This window comes from Agrobacterium sp. 22-214-1, assembly GCF_053522465.1.
Window position 1 is genome coordinate 333,561 of the sequence record NZ_JBNWCK010000001.1, and the last position, 21,902, is coordinate 355,462.

Sequence of the window (21,902 nt, forward strand, 5' to 3'; positions counted from 1 at the left end):
CGACGTCATCCTCGGGCTTGTCCCGAGGATCTACCAATGTAGCACAAATCAACGAGCGGCAGATCCTCGGGACAAGCCCGAGGATGACGGAGGCGAGGTTTCTATCCGCCGCTTTGAACACCCCAAACCTTCCTTCTACGGATTTTTCCTTGGCACACGCGCCTTATGTTCTTTTCCGGGATGATACGACCGGCACGGTGACAGCCTTCACCGAGCCGGAAGAGATCATCGTCGCGGACGAGCCGGCGTCGTTTTTTGCTGCGCTCAAGCGCATGGAAGCTTTGCGCCGGGCCGGGAAATACCTCGCCGGCTATATGTCCTACGAAGCGGGTTTCCTGTTCGAGCCGAAGCTTGCGCCTTTCGCGGACGAGCCTCGCAACGTGCCGTTTCTCAATTTCGGCGTCTTTTCCGGCCCGCAGCCGGATGAGGGACCGTTCGCGCGCCCGGCAAATCTGCCGGATGCGGATGCGTTTCTGTCCGATCCCGTGCCCGCATGGAGCCTTCAAGACTATTGCCAGCGTTTCGCGCGGCTGCACGACCATCTGCGTCGCGGCGACTGTTACCAGGGCAATCTGACCATGCCGGTCCATGCCCGCTGGAGCGGCGATCCGCTGACGGCCTTCTGGTCGCTGATCGAACGGCAGCCAGTGAAATATGGCGCGCTTGTCGATCTCGGCGGCCCGGTCATCCTGTCGCGCTCACCGGAACTGTTCTTCTCGGTCGACGGGGAAGGTTTCATCGAAACCCATCCGATGAAGGGAACGACGCCGCGCGGGGCCGATGCGGAAGAAGACCGGGCGATTGTCGCGGCAATGCTGGCGGACGAAAAGACGCTCGCCGAAAACCGCATGATCGTCGATCTGCTGCGCAACGATATTTCCCGCATTACCGAAGTCGGCAGCCTTGATGTGCCGCGGCTGTTCGATATCGAGACCTATCCGACCGTGCACCAGATGGTGAGCCATGTGCGGGCGAAACTTCTGCCTGACGTGACGGTGGGAGATGTCTTCGCCGCCCTGTTTCCCTGCGGCTCCGTTACCGGCGCGCCGAAAATGTGGGCGATGAAAATCCTGCGCGAGCTGGAAGCGACGCCGCGCGACGCCTATTGCGGCGCAATCGGCTTCATGTCCCCAAATGGTGAGATGCGGTTCTCCGTGGCGATCCGCACGCTCAGCCTGTTTGACGACGGCCGCGCCGTCTTCAATGTCGGCGGCGGTATCGTGTTCGATTCCGTTGCCGAGGCGGAATATGACGAGTGTCTGCTGAAATCGAAATTCGCGGTGGGGGACAGGTTGCTTCGGGGGTGATTATCGCCCGATCACCTCAAACACCCCATTCTCCACCAGCACTTCCTTCGCCGCCGCATGGCTCAGAAAACCCGCTGGGCTGGCGCTGGCGCCATAGGCGCCCGATTGCAGGATGGCGAGGAGATCACCGGCCTTGAGCTTCGGCAGCGCCGCATTACGGGCAAGCGTATCGAGCGGCGTACAGAGCGGGCCGACGATGGTTGCCGTTTCTTCATGCTCCGCCAGCATCATGGCGGGTGCGACGATGGGATAGTTGCGCTTGACGATCTGGCCGAGATTGCCGGAGGCGGCCAGGTGATGGTGCATGCCGCCATCCATCACCATGAAGGTAGTGCCGCGCGAGGTCTTTACCGAATTCACCTCCGCCACATAGACGCCGCCGGGACCGGCGAGGAAACGGCCGGGTTCGACGATGACATGGGCGTCGGTTATCAGCGGATGCGCCTTCAGAAGCGCCTTGAGGTCGGCAATGGCGGCGCTGACTTTTTCAAGATCGAGCGGCGTTTCGCCCGCGAAATAGGGGATGCCGAGACCGCCGCCGAGATCGATGGTTTCGAGCGGCTTGCCGAGCATTTCGGCCATGCGCGCGGCAAGGGAAATGCCGTGTCTCCATTGGGAGACAAGCATGTCGGCATCGAGGATCTGCGTGCCGCCGTAAATATGGACGCCGACGAGATCGATATATCGGGCGTCCTTGAAGAGCGGCAGGACATTTTCCAGCTCTTCCTCATCGAAACCGAAGGCGGTGGCCTTGCCGCCCATGCGCATCGCGCCGGCCTGTGCATCCGGCACCGGATTGATGCGGATCGAGGCTTTGACCGGCTTGCCGATCGCCTCGATGCGGGTGATTTCCTCGGCGCTTTCGATGTGGATTTCGCCGATGCCGCCCTCGATCACTTCGCGCAACTCGGCCATGCCTTTTCCGGGGCCAGCGAAGATGATGTTTTGCGCTGCGACACCGGCCTTGATCGCGGCGCGGTATTCACCGACGGACGCGATTTCCGCACCCGCACCTTCCTGCCGGAAAAGCGAGATGATGGCGGGCAGGGGGTTCGCCTTCACCGAATAATAGATATCGGCAAAACCGCCGAGCGCGGTTTCGAGATCGCGATAGGCGCGGCGCATGGCGGCGGCGTCATAGAGGAAGCAAGGCGTTCCAGTCCCGGCGACAATCTCGCGCACGGGAAGTCCGCCGATCATCAGATCGTTCTCGCCTATGTCGAACAACCCGGCTGCAAAAGCCGGGCCGTGGCTCTGGGGTTTATCCGTTGGCGCCATTGTCCGTCCGTTCGCGCACCAGCGCGCGGTAATCCACCTTGCCATTGGCCGTGACCGGCAGCCGTTCGACCAGTTCGATGGCGCGCGGGATCATGAAGGGGGCGAGCATTTCGGCCGCCTTCTTCAGCGCCGCCGTCACATCGATATTCTGGTTGGCGGCAGTCGCCACGGCATGGACCTTTTCACCCGCGAAGGGGTCGGGCAGGCCGATGACGGCGACCTGCTGGAAAAGGCCTGTCGACATCAGGCTTTCCTCTACCTCGGTCGGGCTGATGCGATAGCCCGACGATTTGATCATCGCATCGTTGCGGGCGACGAAACTGAAGAAACCATCCTCGTCCTCCACCGCCAGATCGCCGGAATAACACACGGTCTCGCCGCCCATCGCCGCCGGAATGAAGGGGTGAGGGCGCAGCACCTTTGCCGTATCCTCGGGCCGGTTCCAGTAACCCAGCGAGACGGTCGGGCCGCGATGCACGAGAATGCCGGGCTCACCCGGCTTCGCCCTCTGTCCCTCGGCGGTGACGATGAAGATTTCGCATTCGGGAATGGCCTTGCCGATGGAGGTTGGGCGGCGGTCGATTTCTTCAGGCGGCAGGAAGGTGGAGCGGAAGGCTTCCGTGAGGCCATACATCAGGTAAATTTTCGTATCTGGCAGCTTCTCGCGCAGCGCTTTTACGGTTTCCTGCGGCACGCGTCCGCCGGAATTGGTGATGTAGCGCAGATGCGGCAGAGGCGTCTTTGTGAGCGACGGGGCCGCCTTCGTCAGGATCGCCCAGATCGTCGGCACACCGGCGAGACCCGTGATGGCATGGTCGCGCAGATCGCGGACGATCTCATCGCCCAGCCGGAAGGTGGAGATAACAGTGGCCGCGCCCTGTTCCACCGCCGTCAGCAACTGGTTCAGGCCATAATCGAAGCTGAAGGGCAGGAGGGAAAGAATGCGGTCCCTGCCGGTGATGTTCAGATAGGTGCGCACGATGCGCGCGCCGGCCAGAAGATTGCGGTGCGACAGCATCACGCCCTTCGGCGAGCCGGTGGAGCCGGAGGTATAAAGAATGGCAGCCAGGTCTTCCCCTATTGCCGCTGAAGGCCGGGCGGGTGTGTCGGCGCGGGCCTCTATCTCTTCCGCCAGCAGGATTTTGACCTCGGGAAGGTCTTCCAGTGCCGCTTTCAGCTCTTCCATCATCGCGGCGTCGCTGATGACGATTTTTGCGCCGCAATCCCTGACGATATGGCGGATCTGCTGCGCCTTCAGCAATGCGTTCACCGGCACGAAGACGCCGGACGCCATGCTCACGCCAAAGATCGACCAGCATTCCTCGATGCCGCGCGGCAGATAGATGACGACGCGGTCTCCGCGTTGCGCTCCGGCTTCCTGCAATGCCGCCGCGCAACGGGCCGCCGCTGCGGAAAATTCGCGATAATTCAGCGATCGGTCCTTGTGGACGAGGGCCTGATCGTCGCTCGCCGCCCCGGTGGTAAGCAGGTGGTGCAGCAGGAAATGGGGTGTCATCTCCTCCGTTCCCTGAGGACGAAGGCGATGAGATCGGCCGGCGTGCCGAGATTTTCAGGCATGAAATGTTCGTCATCGAGAATGATGCCGAAACTTTCACCGAGGAAGATCATCAGCTCCAGAAAGCCGAGCGAATCGATTACGCCGCCTTCGAGAAGCAGCGTATCGGCGGAAAAGGGGGCATAGGCGGGAAAACGGTTGGAGAGATAGGAAGAGATGGTATCGGCAACGTCGATTTCACTCTTTTTCGCTGCAAGCATGCTCGTTCTCCGATTTCCCGCGTCTTTCCCAATGACCTGCCCGGAACGGCGCTTTTTCTGCAAAGGCCAAGATTCCGTCAAGTCGCGCACGACTCACTAGAATACCTACGGTGGCAATAACACCAACTCTGAGTATGCTTCGTTAATAAATCGTGGGTTCCATGCGCCTTTTACTTGTATCGGTGCAGATTTATGTGCGGCAAGCCCGCCGGCCTTTCGCTCTGCGCCCATTGCCGCCATGGTCAGCGCAAGTCGGCCATGGCCAAGAAGGTGGCGGGCAATCGCGGATATGTGCCTTTGCGCGACCTGCCGGTCTTCGCAATGGATGAGGCGCGCGGATGGCAATCTTTTGGTCGTGGTTTTCAGGAAGACCAGCGGGTAATGGCGGTTCTCCGCCTCCATAACCGCCACGATGCATCCGAGACGGGCATGGTCTTCCAGCATGTCGCGCGTTTCGGCGGAGAGTATTTCCGGTTTTATCTCGCCTGGCGGCCGCAGCCGTGCGCTTGCCGGGCGAAGCGCTGCAAAGGGCAGCGGATAAAAAAGCGTGCAATCGGTCACCGTCGTAAAGCCCAGCCTCTCATTCAGCTTGCAGGCTTCGGGAGAGGGGGTGAGATCGGTGAAGATTTCGTCCTCATTGGAGGATGCCATCTGCAACATGCGCGGGGCGAACCAGCGGCAGGAAGGCTCCACATACCAGCTCGACAGGTTGACGACGATCCTGCCGGTCTCCGGCAGACGGCTTTTGATCGTCAGCAGCACACCTGCGGCATCGTCGCCCTTCATCAGCAATTGCCCGATAGCGCCGAGTTCGCGCCGCTCGTGATGTTCGCTGACGAGCGACAAACCGCGCGACCAGAAAGCCTCGCTTTTTTCCGGGAAGCCTTTCGCCAGGAGAGCGACGGCGGCGACGCGGTTTCCGTTGTCGATCGGTACGATTTTCAGGGTCGCTCTCCGCAGGTCTGGCGTCGTTCTGGGCGGGGAGGGATTTTCAACTCCGCCGCGTAGTATCGGCTTACGACGATAGATTTACCGTCCCGTTAATCGCAATGGCTGCAGCGGGTTGGAGGCGATCACATTTGCATGAATGGCGGGCGCGCGCGGTTACGCGCGTCCGCCTGCGTCTTGTTCAATCAATAAACCACGACGCCGCGAATGCTTTCGCCCTTGTGCATCAGGTCGAAGCCCTTGTTGATGTCTTCGAGCGGCATGGTGTGGGTGATCATCGGGTCGATCTGGATCTTGCCTTCCATGTACCAGTCGACGATCTTCGGCACATCCGTGCGGCCGCGTGCGCCGCCAAAGGCGGTGCCCATCCAGTTGCGGCCGGTGACGAGCTGGAACGGGCGCGTGGAGATTTCCTGGCCCGCGCCGGCAACGCCGATGATGACCGACTTGCCCCAGCCGCGATGCGAGGCTTCCAGCGCCTGACGCATGACTTTGGTATTGCCGGTGCAATCGAATGTGTAATCGGCGCCGCCGATCAGGTCGCCGTTGCGCTTCGTCATGTTGACGAGATAGGGCACGATGTCGTCGCCGACTTCCTTGGGGTTGACGAAGTGGGTCATGCCGAACTTCTCGCCCCAGGCCTTGCGGTCCGGATTGATATCCACGCCGATGATCATGTCCGCACCGGCAAGGCGCAGACCCTGCAGCACGTTGAGGCCGATGCCGCCGAGACCGAAGACGATCGCCGTGGAGCCGATCTCGACCTTGGCGGTGTTGATGACCGCACCGATGCCGGTCGTCACGCCGCAGCCGATGTAGCAGACCTTGTCGAAGGGCGCGTCGGGATTGATCTTGGCGAGCGCGATCTCCGGCAGGACCGTATAGTTCGAGAAGGTCGAGCAGCCCATATAATGATGGATCTTGTCCTTGCCGATGGAGAAGCGCGAGGTACCGTCCGGCATCACGCCCTGGCCCTGTGTGGCGCGGATGGAGGTGCACAGATTGGTCTTGCGCGAGGTGCAGGAATAGCATTCGCGGCATTCCGGCGTGTAGAGCGGAATGACATGGTCGCCCTTCTTGACCGAGGTGACGCCGGGTCCGACATCGACGACGACGCCCGCGCCCTCATGGCCGAGAATGGCCGGGAACAGGCCCTCCGGATCGGCGCCCGACAGGGTGAAATCGTCCGTGTGGCAGATGCCGGTCGCCTTGACCTCAACCAGCACTTCGCCGGCGCGCGGGCCTTCGAGTTGAACGGTCATGACCTCAAGCGGCTTTCCGGCCTGAATGGCAACTGCGGCGCGAACGTCCATATCTTATCTCCTGGCATTGTCTTGTGATTGAACAGGGCTGTTTTGCCCGAGCTTGGCTGGAGGGACAAGGGGCGAGCCCAAGTTTGTGTTTTCGGAAGCGGCCGTGAATTGAAACCCCGCACGGCCGTCAAGCGGTCATATGCTCTTATAGGTACTCGCTAATTTATTAATTAATAAATTAAGCATATGAATTTGCTTCATATTTTTTAGTTCCGATTGAGTTTTGATTTACGGTTTGCGTGTTAATTGACCCCTGTATTTCAGTGGTCAGGTGAAGTTGCTCGAAAAGCAGCGCCGCCGGCGACCAACGAACAATTTTCGAGCGACCGGCGTGAGCCGGACATTTTTTAGCGTCGCAGAAAGCAAGGCCCGTCGCTTTTCACAGCGCGCCTTTCCCATGGCGATGAGCGACATGAAACGGTGTTTTGATGACGAGCAGGCGGATGAAAAAAGCGGCATGGAAAAGGGGCCTGTTCTCATCGCTCCTTAGGGACCGCGCGGGCACCTTCGCCATCATGACCGCGCTGCTGCTGCCGGTCTTCATCATTTTGCTGGGGCTGCTTTTTGAGGGCGGCAGGGCGCTGGCCTATTACAACCAGTCAAAGCGGGTCATGGCGATGGCATGCGAAAGAGCCACCAAGCCGACACGCACCTACACGTTGCTTGACACTGTCCGGCGCGACAATGTGACCGCGGCCTTCGATGCGATGATTCAATCCACCAAGCAGAAGGTCCTCTCGCGCGACGTGCAAGTGAAATGGACTGAGACAAAAATCAATGCCGAGTTCAGTTACGGGCTGATTTTCTCGGAGATGTTCAATCTCGAGAAGCTGAAATATCGCCTTGCCTACTCTTGCGAGGGCATCCCACCCTATCCCGAGGACGATGCGGTCATCATTGACAATATGTTCGAGAGCAACGCTCTCGGCGTCGAGCGGGTTCTGAAAAACGGCGTTACCAAGGAAACTCCCGGCGGTTGCTGGGGTGTCTATCCCTATTCGGAGATCGGATGGGATGGCGGGACCGGCCCGGGCGTCGAGTTGCAGGACTGGAGCAGCCCCTGCTGCCGCCGCAACCACAATTGGGAGGGCTATCCGGCGGGAATGCAGAGCAAGAAACTCAACGAGGCCCCTACCGCCAACGACAAAGCCTGCACTTTAAAGGAGGTCGATAAGGCAAAGACCACCGACAAGATCGAAATCGACAAGAAGGCGGGCACCGAGCTCTCATTGCCAACCCGTTATGTCATGGAGCTCGACAGTGACTGGGGGCCGCCTGAGCCCGGCAAGAAAAAAAATATCGAAGCCAATAGCTCGATCTACAAGGATGTCGAGCTTCATCCCGGAATATATAAGATTCTTGTTTGGTACAATGGGCGCCGGGCCGTCGAGGACGTGGAAAAAACAAACGGAATCAAGATCTCGCTCCAACAGCTCCTTCCTGACCTGAAACCTCAGCAGCGGGTGTGGGAGTTGACCCAGGATAAAAACAGTATTGCCTGGACACCGAGGGAGCACATTTTAAGGGTCAAGGCCTACTCGATCTATCGGGTGACGATCGAGGCAACCGGCCTGAGCGACAGCTTCGGTGGCATCATCACAGGTTTCCAGCTGATTTATGTGGATCGAATGGAAGAGGGCTGAGATGAAATCTTTCCTTCTTTCGCGCCAGGATCATAGCCGCGGCGTCGGGCTGAGATACCGGTTCGTGCATCGCTTATGCTCCCGGCTGCTCGGCGACCGAAAGGCAGCAACGGCGGTTGAGACGGCTCTGCTGTTGCCGCTGTTTTTTGCGCTGATTTTCGGCACGCTCGAAATCGGCCTGCTGATGCTCTATTATCTTTATCTCTCGTTCGCATCGAATGCGGGTATCGAATATCTCCGTAAGGCGGCGGCCGATGGTAAACCGGCAACCGAGATTGCGTTGCGCAAGGCAATTTCCTCTCGCTTCATTGGCGGGACGGATGAGACCACTCTCAAGATTGCTCTTTTGCCGATTCCCGACGACGATATTGCCGAAGCCAAAGTGCCCATACCGATCGTCAACAGTTTCCGCCCGCCCGCCGATACCGCCGGGCAGTACATTCTGGCTGTCGGTTACAAGTGGAATTTTTTGATGCCGACGACGCGGCTCCTCGTGCCGGACACGGGTGGCATTCATCAGTTGCGCAACATTTCCCTGGCCATCACTGCCGTACGGGTGACCGAATGAAAAAGACGAGATGGTTTTTTCGTCTTGGCAGTTTCGGCCGTTGTCGTTCTGGCGCTGCGGCGGTGGAAATGGGGCTCCTGGCGCCGCTGCTCGTCCTTATGCTTGCCGTGGTCATTGAGGTAGGGCGCGGCTGGCTTAGCTATGACCGGTTCATGACGGTCGTCGACAATTCGGCACGCTGGGCGGCAAGGTTTCCTGAATTCGAGGAACGGGTGCGCACGGGGGTTCCGAGTTTCGTCGTCCTTTCCGGCAGCGGCATTCTCCAGACGGGTAAACTTGACCTGACGTTGAGAAGCGTCAAACTGGTGGATAAGGTACCCCGGCTGCAATTTCCTGCCCATAATTTCATGGGTTCGGCCGAAGATGTGCCATGGGAGCAAACCGTGATTGCCAACGGTTTCGTTGCCCAGGAAGCTATCATCGTCGTTTCCGGGCGATATAGCTACAAGCCGCTGATCTCCGTCCTTACCGATATCACGCTCAAATTCGAGTATGTTGCAGCTGTCAACCCGTTCTTTTCCCAGCGATATCCATACCAGAGCGGCAAATCGGATTTCGCAAAATGGAACCTCAGGCGCACGCCCAAACCCAAAACCATACCCAAGCCAGACTGAGCAGCCTCATTGCGCTTCTGTCGCTGTCTGGCCTTCGCCGAGCCACGCCGCACAATCCCGCAACGCCCGCGCCGCAATGAGCTGGCGTTTCATGATCGTCTTGTCTTTGCCGCGAAAACGCTTCACGCCTTCCGGCTTGACGATGGAGCCCGGCGCCAGTTCCGGGAACAGGCCGAAATTGATGTTCATCGGCTGGAAGGAGCGTTTGCCCGGCTCATCATCGGAGGACAGGTGGCCGCCGGTGATGTGGTTGAGCAGCGAGCCGAGCGCGGTGGTGGCCGGCGGCAGGCTCGGGGTCTCGCCCTTTTGCTCGGCGGCGGCGAAGCGGCCGGCGAGAAGGCCGACGGAGGCGCTTTCCACATAACCCTCGCAGCCGGTGATCTGGCCGGCGAAACGCAGGTCCGGCCGGGATTTCAGCTTCAGCGAGCGGTCGAGCAGGATCGGGGAATCGATATAGGTGTTGCGGTGCAGGCCGCCGAGACGCGCGAATTCCGCATTTTCGAGGCCCGGTATCATGCGGAATACATCCGCCTGAACGCCGTATTTCAGCTTGGTCTGGAAACCGACCATGTTGTAGAGCGTGCCGAGCGCATTGTCCTGTCGCAGCTGCACGACGGCATAGGCCTTGACGGTGGGGTTATGGGCGTTGGTCAGTCCCATCGGCTTCATCGGGCCGTGGCGCAGCGTTTCGCGGCCGCGCTCGGCCATGATCTCGATAGGCAGGCAGCCGTCGAAATAGGGCGTGCCTTCCCATTCCTTGAAACCCACCGTGTCACCGGCAATCAGCGCGTCGATGAAGGCGTTGTACTGCTCCTCGTTCAGCGGGCAGTTGATGTAATCCTTGCCCGTGCCGCCGGGGCCGACCTTGTCGTAACGCGACTGGTACCAGCAGATATCCATATTGATGCTGTCGCGGTGGACGATGGGGGCGATAGCGTCGAAGAAGGCGAGCGCATCCTCACCCGTCTCGGCCTGAATGGCGGCGGCGAGATCCGGCGAGGTGAGCGGGCCGGTGGCGATGATCGAGTTGCCCCATTCCTTCGGCGGCAGGCCGTTCACCTCTTCGCGCATGATCGTCACCAGAGGGTGACTTTCCAGCTCTTTCGTCACAGCCTCGGAGAACCCGTCACGGTCAACGGCGAGCGCGCCGCCGGCCGGCACCTGGTGCCTGTCGGCGCAGGCCATGATGAGAGAACCGGCAAGCCGCATTTCGGCGTGGATGACGCCGACCGCATTGGCTGTCGCATCGTCGGAGCGGAAGGAGTTGGAACAGACCAGTTCCGCCAGCGTATCGCCCTTATGCGCATCCGTGCCGCGCACGCCGCGCATTTCATGCAGGATGACGGGCACACCGCGTTGCGCGATCTGCCACGCGGCTTCCGAACCGGCCAGTCCGCCGCCCACGACGTGAATGGGAGAAGTGGTCTTGTCTTGCATGCTGGCGTCCATGGGCGGCCGCGGGGCAAAGGCTCCCGTCCGGCGGCTGTCTTTCGAGTGATTGTTCCGCGCGGGTCCCGAAGGACGCGGCATTGTTTGCGGATGCACTAGCATGCATGGCCGGGGCAGCCAAATGTTTTTGAGGGTGGGGAATGTGAGGGAGGGGATGTGGATCGGGCGCGTGCCGCTTGTTTCTTCTCCCCGCCGGGGAGAAGGTCGCGGCAGCGGGATGAGGGGGCGAGGGTGCGGTCAATCGCTGGCGTTGCCCCCCTCATCCGACCCTTCGGGCCACCTTCTCCCCGGCGGGGAGAAGAAATATACCGCGGTGCCGGGCGCCTTTCTGAAGGCTGGTTCCTCCAGTCAAACCCGAGAATCAAAAACGGCGCCAGAGGCGCCGCTTTTTTACCTGTCGCTCGATCGTCGCGCCCTGGAGGTCGGGCAGCGGGACGATCGTTTACGCCTTAGCGGAACGAACGGGCTGCTACGTTACGGATGTCGTAACGGGTCAGGCCGATGTCGCTCAGAGCCTGGTTGGAAAGGCTGCCAAGTTCGTTGATCGTGCGGCGGTAGGAGATCCAGTTCTTTGCGATGCGGATGGGGTTCATGGTCGTTTCCTCAATCTATCTCTGTTGATTTCGTCTGCCGGCTCAGTGTTTCTCTGTGCTCTCGGCTGTTGAGGTTTATATATAGACATTGAGCCATGTTGTGCAGTGCAGAATTTAGGCTACTGCCATGCATTTGTGCAATATGTCGGCTAAATTTGCGGCTTTGAATATCATCTGAGCAAAATATGAGCGGAAATGCCTGTGTTTCAGGCGATTTTGACGGGTTTGGCAGCCTTTGGCGGCGCTAAAGGCGTTTTCCGGTGTAAAAAGGCGCCTCGGACGCTATCCGGGCGCTGCGCAAATGGTCGGCCATCGATGCATTTTTCATCGGCTGACACTGCGGGCGGCTGTGGCAGTGCCGCTTCGACCCGGAGAACCGCCCAAAACGAAAAAAGGCCGGAGGCGGGAGCCTCAGGCCTTTTTGGGTAGGTCGTCTCGCATCCGCCGCAAGAAGCGGCAGGGCGTATAATCAGAAGCCGACGGCGGTCTTGGCGACGCGGCGGATGTCCTGACGGCCAATGCCGAGGTCACTCAGTTCGCGGTCGGTCATGCGGCCGAGTTCGGTTACGGTCTGACGATACTTGCGCCAGTTGGTGAGCGAGCGTGCAATGTTCATTTTCATCTTCCTCTTCGTGCTGTTCAGTCTCTGCGGCCAGTCTTGGGAGGCTTTGGTCCGGGGCTGAACTCGATCTCTGTATGACCATGAATATAATCGGTTTAATCAAAACAAAAACAGACAAAGCAAGATGTCACCTATGCGCGTATTGCAATGCAAGCCGGTAAAACAGGCCGATTGCGGCGATTCATGCATAATTTGTGACCAATTTGTGTGCTTTTGGTGATCTCCAGGGGTTCGGCAGTGCGAAGGTGTGAGGGATGACCGGATAAGGGGCGGGGCGGGGTGCGAAAGCCCCTCAATCGCTGGCCTGGAGCAGGGGGCCGGCAATCCGGTAACTGGGCTGCGGGGCGCGCTATATATAATGTCAATGTAGCCGCATAAATATTGCCTGTTTTCTCCGCCTGCCTGCATGCGATGCGCCGGGCGAGGTGGATCGGGAAGGCGATGAGAGGCGGATGCGGTGCGGCTTGCCGTTTTCCGCGCCAAATCGCCACTGTCCGGCTGTTGCGCCCTGTTCCCCGGCGCGGGTGGCGAATAAGTGGAGAGGGCGGCCGCCTCCTGCCACCGGCGCGGGGGATGAGAAAAGTCCGGAGGAAACGAAAGGCGGCGATAAGGCGTGCTTGACCCTTTCTGAACATTGTGACATACCGCCGCCCAACGTGCGGGTATGGCGGAATTGGTAGACGCATTGGTTTTAGGTACCAACGCTTCGGCGTGGGAGTTCGAGTCTCTCTACCCGCACCACAAGCAAGGCATGGCTGCGCCACGCTTGCGCCAGAGTGCATCTTTATAAGATGCGGGGAGCTTCGGGGTTCATTTCTCCCCTTTGGTCTTTTCTCCGGTGCAGGCTAAATGGTGTCCGGCAGGCGCTTGTGTAAAGAAATAAGGGAAGCCACGGCCGGGGAACGATGTTTCCAGCGCAGTGCTCGAAAGTAAACCAACGGCTGTCTGAGCACCGCCGCCATGATGTGAAGGTTAGGAAAATGCAGGTTATCGAAACGCTCGCTGAAGGGCTGAAGCGCGAACTCAAGGTCGTTATTCCGGCCGCCGACATGAAGGCCCGTCTGGACGAGCGCCTGGTTGACGCCAAGGACAAGGTTCGCATCAACGGTTTCCGTCCCGGCAAGGTGCCGATGGGCCACCTGAAGAAGATGTACGGCAAGTCCATCATGGCCGACCTCGTCAACGAGCTGGTTCGTGAAAAGCCGACCGAAATCCTCTCCAGCCGCGGCGAAAAGTCTGCGACGCAGCCGGCCATCTCCATGACCGAAGACGAGCAGGAAGCCGAAAAGATCCTTTCGGCCGAATCCGATTTCGAATTCACCGTTGCCTACGAAATCATTCCGGCCATCGAACTGAAGGCCAATGACGGCATCAAGGTTACCCGCGAAGTCGTTGAAGTCTCCGAAGACGAAATCAACGAGCAGATCCTCAAGATCGCTGAAAGCGCCCGCACCTACGAGACCAAGAAGGGCAAGGCCGCTGACGGCGACCGCGTCACCATGAACTATCTCGGCAAGGTTGACGGCGTTGCCTTCGACGGCGGCGCTGCCGAAGATGCCGAACTGGTTCTCGGTTCGGGCCGCTTCATCCCCGGCTTCGAAGACCAGCTGGTCGGCGTCAAGGCCGGCGATGAAAAGACCATCACCGTGACCTTCCCGGCCGATTACCCGGCTGCGAACCTCGCTGGCAAGGAAGCCAACTTCGAGATCACCGTCAAGGAAGTCGCTGCCGCTGCTGCCGTTGAAATCAACGACGAACTGGCCACCAAGCTCGGTCTCGAATCGGCTGAAAAGCTGAAGGAAATCGTCAAGGGCCAGATCGAAAGCCAGTACGGCAACATCACCCGCCAGAAGGTCAAGCGTCAGATCCTCGACCAGCTGGACGAAATGTACAAGTTCGACACGCCGGCCGGCCTCGTCGACGCCGAGTTCGACAACATCTGGCGCCAGATCAACACCGATCTCGCACAGTCGGGCAAGACCTTCGCTGACGAAGACACGACCGAAGAAGAAGCCCGCGAAGAATATCGCAAGCTTGCTGAACGCCGCGTCCGTCTCGGCCTCGTTCTCTCCGAAATCGGCGAAAAGGCCGGCGTTGAAGTGACCGAAGAAGAAATGCAGCGCGCGCTGTTCCAGCAGCTGCAGCAGTTCCCGGGCCAGCAGAAGGAAATCCTCGATTTCTTCCGCAACACCCCCGGCGCTTCCGCTTCGCTGCGCGCTCCGATCTTCGAAGAAAAGGTCATCGACAAGCTGCTTTCCGAAATCTCGGTAACGGACAAGACCGTTTCCAAGGAAGAGCTTCTGGCTGACGACGGCGAAGAAGCAACGGAAACCAAGAAGAAGGCGCCTGCCAAGAAAAAGGCCGCTGCCAAGGCTGACGACGCCGCTGAAGGCGAAGAAGCCGCTCCGAAGAAGAAGGCTCCGGCCAAGAAGAAGGCCGCTGAAGGCGACGCCGAATAATCTTCTTCGGCGAAAGCTGATTGAACAAGGGGCCGTGGCGAAAGCTGCGGCCTTTTTGTTTGATTCAGGGTGCGATGTGGTCGGCCTTGAATCGGTTGGCCAGCGGCATAATCATCGCCACTGGCCGCTATGCTAGAACTCCTTCCGGCCGTCGCTTCTCGGATCGTTATCCACCTGATGAGGGGTGTAGAGATCGGTGCGAGCTTTTCTGCGCCATGGTCGCGCCGGATGTTCGCGATCTATGATGACATCTACGAGCGCGATAGCTGGTAAACCGTTCATCGGGCATTGCGCCACCCATTGACCATCCGGTGCTGCGATTCCGGAAGGCGCGCCGGGGCTCTGGGCGGCAAGGGTTGAATAGCTGCCCCAATAGGTGTTGCTCGCTGCATGTCCCAATATCTCGGCGGCAAACGCAGGGGCATTGGAAGCATCTTCGCCTGCGGTCGAAAACAGCATGCAATCGACATTAAGCTTCTCATATTCCATGAATATTTCCGGATAGTGCGCTTCCATGCCAAGCGCGCAACCGAAACGGAAGCCATCGACTTCAAATGTCACCGGGACATTTCCCGGCGAGTACATGAACGAGATTTTGGTGTTCGACAACAAACGTTCGTCGTAGCGCGTGACGAGCTTCCCACGATCGGAGACGACATACAGGCTATTATATGGCCGGTGCGGCGGTGTCAGTCGATGGACCGCACCCAGAACTGTCCAAAGCTTCAGCTTGCGCGCCAGTTTTCTGATCGCCTCCAGTTCTTCGCGCAGAGTTTCCCATTCAAAGCGTGTCCAGTCGGATGGCCCGATTTGCCCCGGACCAGTCTCTGACATGATCCGTTTATGAGGCCAGCACGTCGCCCCTTCAGGGAAATGTATGAGACGAGCGCCAGCCTTATGGGCATCGTCCATGAGAAGGCGTATTTCCTGTCCGCAGGTTTTTAGGGCGGAGACGTCACGAGGGTCGTTGAACAAGGATGTTTGCGCGACCGCCACTCGTATTGAGTTGCTCAAAGGAGCGTCCGGTACTCTGCGAATATGCTGGAGAGCAGCTGTATAGGATTCGCCGGTTTTGGCTGCGCGCGCTCTTACACGCCGTTTTAGATTGCTATTTTGCGTCATTGTCAGGCCTTTCACGTCCCGGACGCAGTTCCCCAGCAACCCGCCCGAAACGATCGGACCAAGACAATTGCCTGAGACAATGGTCCCTTTGCCTCCATTGAAGACCCCGCTGGGGAAGGTCGTGGAGGTTAGGCGCAGGCTACGCGGGGCAAATATCCGTTGGAAAAAGCCGATTCGTCAAGCGGTCGGCGCACCGCTCATGGGAAGCTTCCCGATCACAATGCAGTGCAGCATGTTTTTTTGCTGCATCTGCTCTTGTTCATCTCCCGTTCATCTGGCACCCTGCGCAGCATGATTTGCCCCGGCCGCTGCATGCGGTCGTTCGGGCATTGTGTGTCGCTCTCGTGCGGCCTTATCGCTGCCAAACCATTGGCCTTAAGCTTTTACCGTGCCTGCCGGGTTCTCCCGGTGCGCCCTTAATTTGCCAGGGGACAAGATATGTCGCCACGAATGGGTTTTACCCTTCTATTGTCTCTTTTCACCGCCACTGGTACCGCGGCGCATGCCGATGAGGCCGGGTTGATCTGGAAGCCGGTGAAGAATTCCGACCGTTCCTATACGGCGCGCATCGGCGCGAAACTGCCGGTCGATACGCCCATTCGCGCGGGGCTGGAAATGGGCATGAGCGCTTCCAAAACGGGGCAGGTGGTGGATACACCGGTGCGGGTATGGGGTAATGTCACGCTGCTGGCCGAACAGTTGCCCGGCGTTTCCCTGGCCCGTGATGTCGGCGTCATCTTCAATGCGCTGACGGGGTCGAGCAGCGTTTCCGTGACCTCGCAGCAGAAGCGCATCGTCACACCGGAACTGGATATCGAGGCGAACCGCAATTTCACCGTGCGTTATGACGGCACGGCGCAGCAATGGAACGGGCTGGATGTGTCGCAGTCGCTGCGCCTTTCCCGCTCCGAGACCGGCACGGCCTTTGTGCTGACGGGGGCGAGCCGTAACAGTTTCAACGAGTTCAGCAGCGGCGTGGCGGTGGAGCAGAAACTGGGCGATCACCTGACTGTGCGGGGGACGCTCGATCAGGGCTATGCGGATCATTTCCGGCCGGGGGTGAGTGCGCGGTATAGTATTCGGTGGTGAGGGTATGCGTGACCTGTCGTCTAAGCAATGTGTACGACCGGCATTCTCGCTCGATACGCGGCGTCATCCTTGGGCTTGTCCCAAGGATCTAATCACGTCTCATAAATCGAGACGTTGCAGATGCTCGGGACAGGCCCGAGCATGACGGCAGGAGAAGTTTTCGAACATTGCAGATTATCTCCTTACCCGCGACAAAGCCTCAATCCTTCTTGATCTCACCCATGCGGTTCCACGCATCGAGCCCCGCAATCTTGTAGGCTTCGGCAAGCGTCGGATAGTTGAACGTATTCTCGACGAAATATTCCACAGTGCCCTTCAGGTTCAGCACCGCCTGGCCGATATGCACCAGTTCGGTCGCACCTTCGCCGACGATGTGGACGCCGAGCAGGCGGCGGGTTTTGAGCGAGAAGATCATCTTCAAGAGGCCGCTGTCGAGACCCATAATGTGGCCGCGGGACGTCTCGCGGAAATGGGCGATGCCGCATTCGTAGGGAATGTTGCGTTCGATCACTTCTTCTTCCGTCAGCCCGCAGGTGGAAATTTCCGGTACGGCATAGATGCCGTAAGGGAAGAATTGCGGCGGTTCGCCGGCCGGTGCGCCGACGGCATGGCGGGCGGCGATGCGGCCCTGTTCCATGGAGGTGGAGGCAAGGCTCGGGAAACCGATGATGTCGCCGGCGGCATAGATGTTCGGCACCGAGGTCTGGAAGGTTTCGGGATCGACCTTCAGGCGACCACGGCTGTCGGCCTCCAGCCCGCAGGCCGAAAGATTGAGCGTATCGGTGGCGCCGACGCGGCCAGCGGCAAACAGCACCGTCTCGGCCTTCAGCACGCGGCCATTGCCAAGCGAGACGAGGCATTTGCCGCTTTCGTCGCGCTCCACCTTTTCCGCCTTCTGGCCGAAGATCAGCTTCATGTTGCGGTCGCGCAGCTGATAGGTGAAGTCCTCGACGATTTCCTTGTCGATGAATTCCAGCATCGTTTCGCGCGGCTCCACCACCGTCACCTGCGTGTCGAGCGCGCTGAAGATGGTGGCATATTCGATGCCGATGACGCCGGCGCCGACGACGACCATGGAGCGCGGCAGTTCCTTGATCTCGAGAATCTCGTCCGAATCGAGCACCGCTTCGCCATCGAAGGGAATATGCGGCGGCCGGTAGGGGCGGGTGCCGATGGTCAGCAGGATGGAGGTGCCCGTCACGGTCATGATCTCGCCGTCGCTTTTCACCACCTTCATGGTGTTGGCGTCGATGAAGCTCGCCGTGCCGCGAATGTGCTGCACGCGGTTGCGGGCGAACTGGTGTTCCAGCACTTCCACTTCGTGATCCAGCGTGATGAGCAGGCGGCGGCGCAGGTCTTCCGCGTCGATCTCCTGCTTGACGCGATAGGCGCGGCCGTAAAAACCGCGCTCGCGCCAGCCGGTGAGGTTGAGCGCCGTCTCGCGCAGCGTCTTCGATGGAATGGTGCCGGTGTGCACGGAAACGCCGCCGACGCGGCTGCCCTTCTCAATGACCAGAACCCTCTTTTCGAGCTTGGCGGCCTGAATGGCGGCCCGTCTTCCCGCCGGACCGCTGCCGACAACAATCAGATCGAACTGGTGCATGAAAAACCCCGGAACAGAATTATTGCGATGACCGGATGTCGCATCCGGCATGGCGTCGCCGCGAAATGGTCGTGATGCCATTTTGACGATGGGGAGTGATTCCCCTTCAGCCTTGCCCGCAAGAGTGCAATGCAACAAACGCCTGCGTCAATCTGTAGCGTAAGAATCTGACGGATTCGTAACTGGGGGTGACGTTTCAGGAGGTTGTGCGATTCATGCAGGGGCGAGGGAGCGTGGGGCTTACCCCCCTCTGCCCTGCCGGGCATCTCCCCCTCAAGGGGGGAGATCGATCTGCGGGCAGGTTTCGCCCATCTCTACATTTGCGAATGAAGTGGTGGTCGCGCCTCCTGCCGATCTCCCCCCTTGAGGGGGAGATGCCCGGCAGGGCAGAGGGGGGTAAGCCCCGCGCACTTCGGTCGACTTTTCCAGAAAACGCCCTAAACCCCCAACAGCTTCATCCCGCCCAGCGTTGCCGGTCGGGGATACTCAGCGTGCGTCGGGCGATTGCCCGGCTGCGCTTCGGTTGAGGTCGGTGTGGGTCGGATGCGTTGCGCAGCCGGGTCTTTCACCATGCCGTATTTCGCAAGCGGCGGTGCACCGCCTTTTGCGAAATGGTCCTTTCCACGAACGTTGCCAGCGTTCCACCACCAGGACCGTCCCTCGGTTTCCGCCACGTCTGGCGTCCACCCGGCGGGACTGCGTTTAATCTAACAGCGCATAGCGGGGTGGGGAAAAGCGGGGATGAATTTTCCGGCGTCAGTCTTCCTTGCGGGCGACATGTTGGTGAAGTGCTGCAAGGTCCTGCCGGAGCGCGGCCAGTTCGGCCAGCACCTTCACATCGATCTTTTCATGCAGGGAAAGAACCTCAAGCTCGGCCTTCAGGTTCACCTCGTAGTCCTTGGCGGCCTCGAAACGGTCGCGGGCGGCCTGGCGGTTCTGCGACATCATGATGATCGGCGCCTGAATGGCCGCCAGCATGGAAAGCAGCAGGTTGAGGAAGATGAAGGGGTAGGGATCGAAGGCGCCGGTCGTCAGGATGATGGTGTTGATGACAGCCCAGAAGATCAGGAAAAAGCAGAAACCGAGGATAAAACCCCAGGAACCGCCGACCTTGGCGATATTGTCGGCCAACCTGTCGCCGAGACTGGCGCCGGCGGAAAATTCGGCATTGGTGTCGCGCGAAATCAGTTTTTTCTGGTGCGACAGTTCCAGAATGCGCCGCTCCACTTCGCCGATTTCGCGGGAGGAACGCTTGAAATGCGAAACGATATAGTCGGAGATATCTGACACGGTGTGTCTCCGGTTCTGATGGGGCGATGCGGATGTTATCCCGAGATAAACCCGCATGGCGGTGGAATTCAAACGATTTCCACCGCCATGCGGTTCAGGCGTCCCCGCCGAAAAACATCAGACCGATGGCGCGCCCTCGTGCAGCCAGTTGAAACCGGGGAAGAAGCGTTCGCGGCCATATTGCTGGCCGAACATCATGTCGAACTGTAGCAGGCGGTAGTCACGCACCACGTCGGGAACGGCATTGGGCGCGATCGACCAGTCGGGCAGGGCCTTGCCGTCGGTCGTCACCAGCATATGCCGGTCGATGACGGAGAAGGCCTGCTGCACTTCGCCCAGCGTGCCGGTGTAGAAGGGATCGGAGAAGCCCGCCGTCTTCAGGACGTGATAAGGCAAAAGCGCCGGGCTGATTGTGCCGATATTCTTGCGCACGCCCTTCTTTGAAGACCAGACGACGAGCGGCGTCTCGTGTTCCTTCTTCATCACCTCCAGCGGCGCGCGGCGGCTGGCCACCATGCCCGGCATGTAGCCGCTTTCCACGAAGGTCTGGCCGAGCGGCGGCAGGTGATCGCCGAACAGGACGATGATGGTTTCACGGTCGCGCTTCTTTGCCCAGCGCATCAGTTTCAGCAGCGCTTCGTCAGCCTCCGCCACCCCTTGAGAATAGGTGGCCAGCGCCTGCGAGGCCGAGGCGGAGAGATCGCCTTCGACGCCGATGGTGTTCTCGGCGTAACGGGTCGCCTCGTAGGGACCGTGTCCCTGAAGGGTGACGGCGAAGAGGAAGAGCGGGTTCTGCGCCTTCTCGGCCGTCGCCATGATCTCGTCCATCAGCGCATCGTCGGAGGCGAAGTTGCCGCGTTTTTGCATGGCCGGCAGCGTCTCTTCGGAGCGGAATTCCTCGAAGCCGAAATTCCTGTAGACCTGCTTGCGGTTCCAGAACCATTCCTGGAACGGATGCATGGCGATGGCGGAATAACCTTCGCCCCGGAAGAAACTGGCGAGCGAGGGAACCGGGCGGCGGATATATTGCTGATAGGGAATGCTGCCATAGGGCAGGAAGGCGTTGGAAAAGCCGGTCAGCGCCTCGAATTCTACATTCGCCGTCATGCCGCCGAATTCCGGGGAAAATACATTGCCGGACTGTTTGGCGCGGATCGTCGGCATGGGGTCGGCGGAGAGCTTCACATTTTCCAGCCGCGTCGGATCCCACAGCGATTCGCTCATCAGCATGATGACATCGGGGTAATCGCCCTTGTTGGCGGCGAAGGCGGCGGGCTCGGAGGTCAGGTCGGCAATGGTGTTTTCGCCATAACCCTGCGGCGCCGAGACATTGGCCATCGGAATATTGAAGGCGAAGGCCATCAGGAAGCCGTTATGGCGGTAATTTTCCTGCTGATCCCACATCATGGGAATGATGTTGAGGCGATCGCGCACCCAGGAATAATGCGAATAGTCCATAAGCGAGGCAAGGCCGGCAAGAAGCGGCAGCGCCAGCGCGAGACCAGCGGCGCGTTCGCGCCAGCTCAAGCCCGGTGAATGGCGGCGCGCCAGCAGCCACAGCGCCGTAAGTGCCGCAATCGCGGCGCAGATACCGAGAGCGACGAGTGCTGCCGTCATCGGCTGGGCCTTCAGCATGGTCGGCAGAAGCTCAAGAATCTGGCGGCCGAACAGCAGGTCGGAGGGGTAAAGCGGATCGGAAAGATAGGTCTGTTTCTGTGCCGAAATCAGCCCCGTCAGCGCGCAGAGCGGCGCAAGCGCGATCAGCGACAGGTAACGCCTGCCAAGAAGTGCATCCAGCGCCACGAGAAGGGCGAGCACGGCGGCAATGGTGGTCATGCCGGGGCGGGCGGAGGAGGTGAGGAAAGCGCCGACATCCGTGAGCGAGCCGCGGGCGATCCACTCCAGCGCCACGACCAGCACGACGGACGCGATCGTCAGATTGGCAAGCGGATAGGCGATGCCCGAAAGCTTGGAAAGGCTCCTTGTCCATGCAGGCGAAAAGACGAAACCAGCCTTTTCGGAAGCCGTTGTTTTTGGCGCCGAATCTCTCAAACCCATACTCCGGTATTGCAGGCGGCACGGCCGATCCGGGGAGGTGAATCGGGTGTCGCAAAAGTGTCATGTAACTGTCACATAAGCGCGATGAACGCGACATGAACTTTGAAGAGTCTGGCCGGCGCGGCGATAACCTTAGCGTGAACGCGCGCGGACGAAGCGTAACGGACGCC

Annotated in this window: 19 protein-coding genes and 1 tRNA gene; 8 read left to right on the forward strand and 12 right to left on the reverse strand. The window is 59.7% G+C overall.

Annotated features, from left to right (window positions below):
* The first annotated feature begins 149 nt into the window (after positions 1-149).
* On the forward strand, positions 150-1,307 hold the full coding sequence (locus ACQZ5G_RS01745) for an aminodeoxychorismate synthase component I (protein WP_448736797.1): 1,158 nt from the start codon (positions 150-152) through the stop codon (positions 1,305-1,307).
* Here ACQZ5G_RS01745 and ACQZ5G_RS01750 read toward each other — a convergent pair whose 3' ends face one another.
* The 5 genes from ACQZ5G_RS01750 to ACQZ5G_RS01770 form a co-directional block, all read right to left on the reverse strand.
* On the reverse strand, positions 1,308-2,585 hold the full coding sequence (locus ACQZ5G_RS01750) for a type III PLP-dependent enzyme (protein ID WP_448735039.1): 1,278 nt from the start codon (positions 2,583-2,585) through the stop codon (positions 1,308-1,310).
* Positions 2,569-4,101 (reverse strand): AMP-binding protein, encoded by a 1,533-nt coding sequence (locus ACQZ5G_RS01755; protein ID WP_448736798.1) that lies wholly within the window; start codon positions 4,099-4,101, stop codon positions 2,569-2,571. The genes ACQZ5G_RS01750 and ACQZ5G_RS01755 overlap by 17 nt, the downstream gene beginning before the upstream one ends.
* Positions 4,098-4,361 (reverse strand): acyl carrier protein, encoded by a 264-nt coding sequence (locus tag ACQZ5G_RS01760; RefSeq protein ID WP_448736799.1) that lies wholly within the window; start codon positions 4,359-4,361, stop codon positions 4,098-4,100. Before ACQZ5G_RS01760 ends, ACQZ5G_RS01755 begins: the two co-directional genes overlap by 4 nt.
* Positions 4,362-4,466: 105 nt before the next feature.
* Positions 4,467-5,207: a hypothetical protein gene (locus ACQZ5G_RS01765; protein WP_448736800.1), complete on the reverse strand. Its 741-nt coding sequence runs from the start codon at positions 5,205-5,207 to the stop codon at positions 4,467-4,469.
* A gap of 287 nt (positions 5,208-5,494) precedes the next feature.
* Complete coding sequence (locus tag ACQZ5G_RS01770; RefSeq protein ID WP_003525152.1) at positions 5,495-6,622, reverse strand: S-(hydroxymethyl)glutathione dehydrogenase/class III alcohol dehydrogenase; 1,128 nt, start codon at positions 6,620-6,622, stop codon at positions 5,495-5,497.
* 271 nt (positions 6,623-6,893) lie between these two features.
* Between ACQZ5G_RS01770 and ACQZ5G_RS01775 the strand changes: the two genes are divergently transcribed.
* Genes ACQZ5G_RS01775 through ACQZ5G_RS01790 form a run of 4 tightly spaced genes read left to right on the forward strand, consistent with a single transcriptional unit; the run spans position 6,894 to position 9,447 of the window.
* Positions 6,894-7,112, forward strand: a complete 219-nt coding sequence (locus tag ACQZ5G_RS01775; protein WP_448736801.1) for a hypothetical protein — start codon at positions 6,894-6,896, stop codon at positions 7,110-7,112.
* Positions 7,066-8,265 (forward strand): TadE/TadG family type IV pilus assembly protein, encoded by a 1,200-nt coding sequence (locus ACQZ5G_RS01780; protein ID WP_448736802.1) that lies wholly within the window; start codon positions 7,066-7,068, stop codon positions 8,263-8,265. The genes ACQZ5G_RS01775 and ACQZ5G_RS01780 overlap by 47 nt, the downstream gene beginning before the upstream one ends.
* A 1-nt stretch (position 8,266) precedes the next feature.
* On the forward strand, positions 8,267-8,833 hold the full coding sequence (locus ACQZ5G_RS01785) for a TadE/TadG family type IV pilus assembly protein (protein WP_448737068.1): 567 nt from the start codon (positions 8,267-8,269) through the stop codon (positions 8,831-8,833).
* A complete protein-coding gene (locus tag ACQZ5G_RS01790) occupies positions 8,830-9,447 on the forward strand; it encodes a TadE/TadG family type IV pilus assembly protein (RefSeq protein ID WP_448736803.1) in 618 nt (205 codons plus the stop codon). The genes ACQZ5G_RS01785 and ACQZ5G_RS01790 overlap by 4 nt, the downstream gene beginning before the upstream one ends.
* 6 nt (positions 9,448-9,453) lie before the next feature.
* On the opposite strand, the gene trmFO is transcribed toward ACQZ5G_RS01790, so the two are convergent.
* From trmFO to ACQZ5G_RS01805, 3 genes are all read right to left on the reverse strand, one after another.
* Positions 9,454-10,896, reverse strand: a complete 1,443-nt coding sequence (gene trmFO, locus ACQZ5G_RS01795; protein WP_448736804.1) for a methylenetetrahydrofolate--tRNA-(uracil(54)-C(5))-methyltransferase (FADH(2)-oxidizing) TrmFO — start codon at positions 10,894-10,896, stop codon at positions 9,454-9,456.
* 449 nt (positions 10,897-11,345) lie between these two features.
* Entirely contained in the window at positions 11,346-11,489 is a 144-nt protein-coding gene (locus tag ACQZ5G_RS01800) for a DUF1127 domain-containing protein (protein ID WP_003495735.1), read from the reverse strand.
* 469 nt (positions 11,490-11,958) lie between these two features.
* Positions 11,959-12,105: a DUF1127 domain-containing protein gene (locus ACQZ5G_RS01805; protein ID WP_004433052.1), complete on the reverse strand. Its 147-nt coding sequence runs from the start codon at positions 12,103-12,105 to the stop codon at positions 11,959-11,961.
* 664 nt (positions 12,106-12,769) lie between these two features.
* On the opposite strand from ACQZ5G_RS01805, the gene ACQZ5G_RS01810 reads away from it, so the two are divergent.
* Together ACQZ5G_RS01810 and tig are read left to right on the forward strand one after the other, a co-directional pair.
* Positions 12,770-12,852, forward strand: a tRNA-Leu gene (locus ACQZ5G_RS01810).
* A gap of 239 nt (positions 12,853-13,091) precedes the next feature.
* A complete protein-coding gene (gene tig / locus ACQZ5G_RS01815; protein ID WP_448736805.1) occupies positions 13,092-14,570 on the forward strand; it encodes a trigger factor in 1,479 nt (492 codons plus the stop codon).
* 132 nt (positions 14,571-14,702) lie between these two features.
* Here the strand turns inward: tig and ACQZ5G_RS01820 are convergent, their stop codons facing one another.
* Positions 14,703-15,692 (reverse strand): carbon-nitrogen hydrolase family protein, encoded by a 990-nt coding sequence (locus ACQZ5G_RS01820; protein ID WP_448736806.1) that lies wholly within the window; start codon positions 15,690-15,692, stop codon positions 14,703-14,705.
* A gap of 438 nt (positions 15,693-16,130) precedes the next feature.
* Between ACQZ5G_RS01820 and ACQZ5G_RS01825 the strand changes: the two genes are divergently transcribed.
* Positions 16,131-16,781, forward strand: coding sequence for a hypothetical protein (locus ACQZ5G_RS01825; protein ID WP_142779286.1), 651 nt, complete (start codon positions 16,131-16,133; stop codon positions 16,779-16,781).
* A gap of 199 nt (positions 16,782-16,980) precedes the next feature.
* Here ACQZ5G_RS01825 and sthA read toward each other — a convergent pair whose 3' ends face one another.
* The 3 genes from sthA to ACQZ5G_RS01840 all read right to left on the reverse strand — a co-directional run bounded on the left by sthA (position 16,981) and on the right by ACQZ5G_RS01840 (position 21,732).
* Entirely contained in the window at positions 16,981-18,384 is a 1,404-nt protein-coding gene (sthA, locus tag ACQZ5G_RS01830; RefSeq protein ID WP_448736807.1) for a Si-specific NAD(P)(+) transhydrogenase, read from the reverse strand.
* Positions 18,385-19,140: 756 nt separating this feature from the next.
* The gene (locus ACQZ5G_RS01835; RefSeq protein WP_448736808.1) at positions 19,141-19,674 is read right to left on the reverse strand and encodes a DUF1003 domain-containing protein; all 534 of its coding nucleotides are present in this window, start codon (positions 19,672-19,674) and stop codon (positions 19,141-19,143) included.
* Between the two features lie 117 nt (positions 19,675-19,791).
* Positions 19,792-21,732 carry an LTA synthase family protein gene (locus ACQZ5G_RS01840; RefSeq protein WP_448736809.1) on the reverse strand — a complete coding sequence of 647 codons (1,941 nt, stop codon included), beginning with the start codon at positions 21,730-21,732 and terminating at the stop codon, positions 19,792-19,794.
* Between the last annotated feature and the right edge of the window lie 170 nt (positions 21,733-21,902).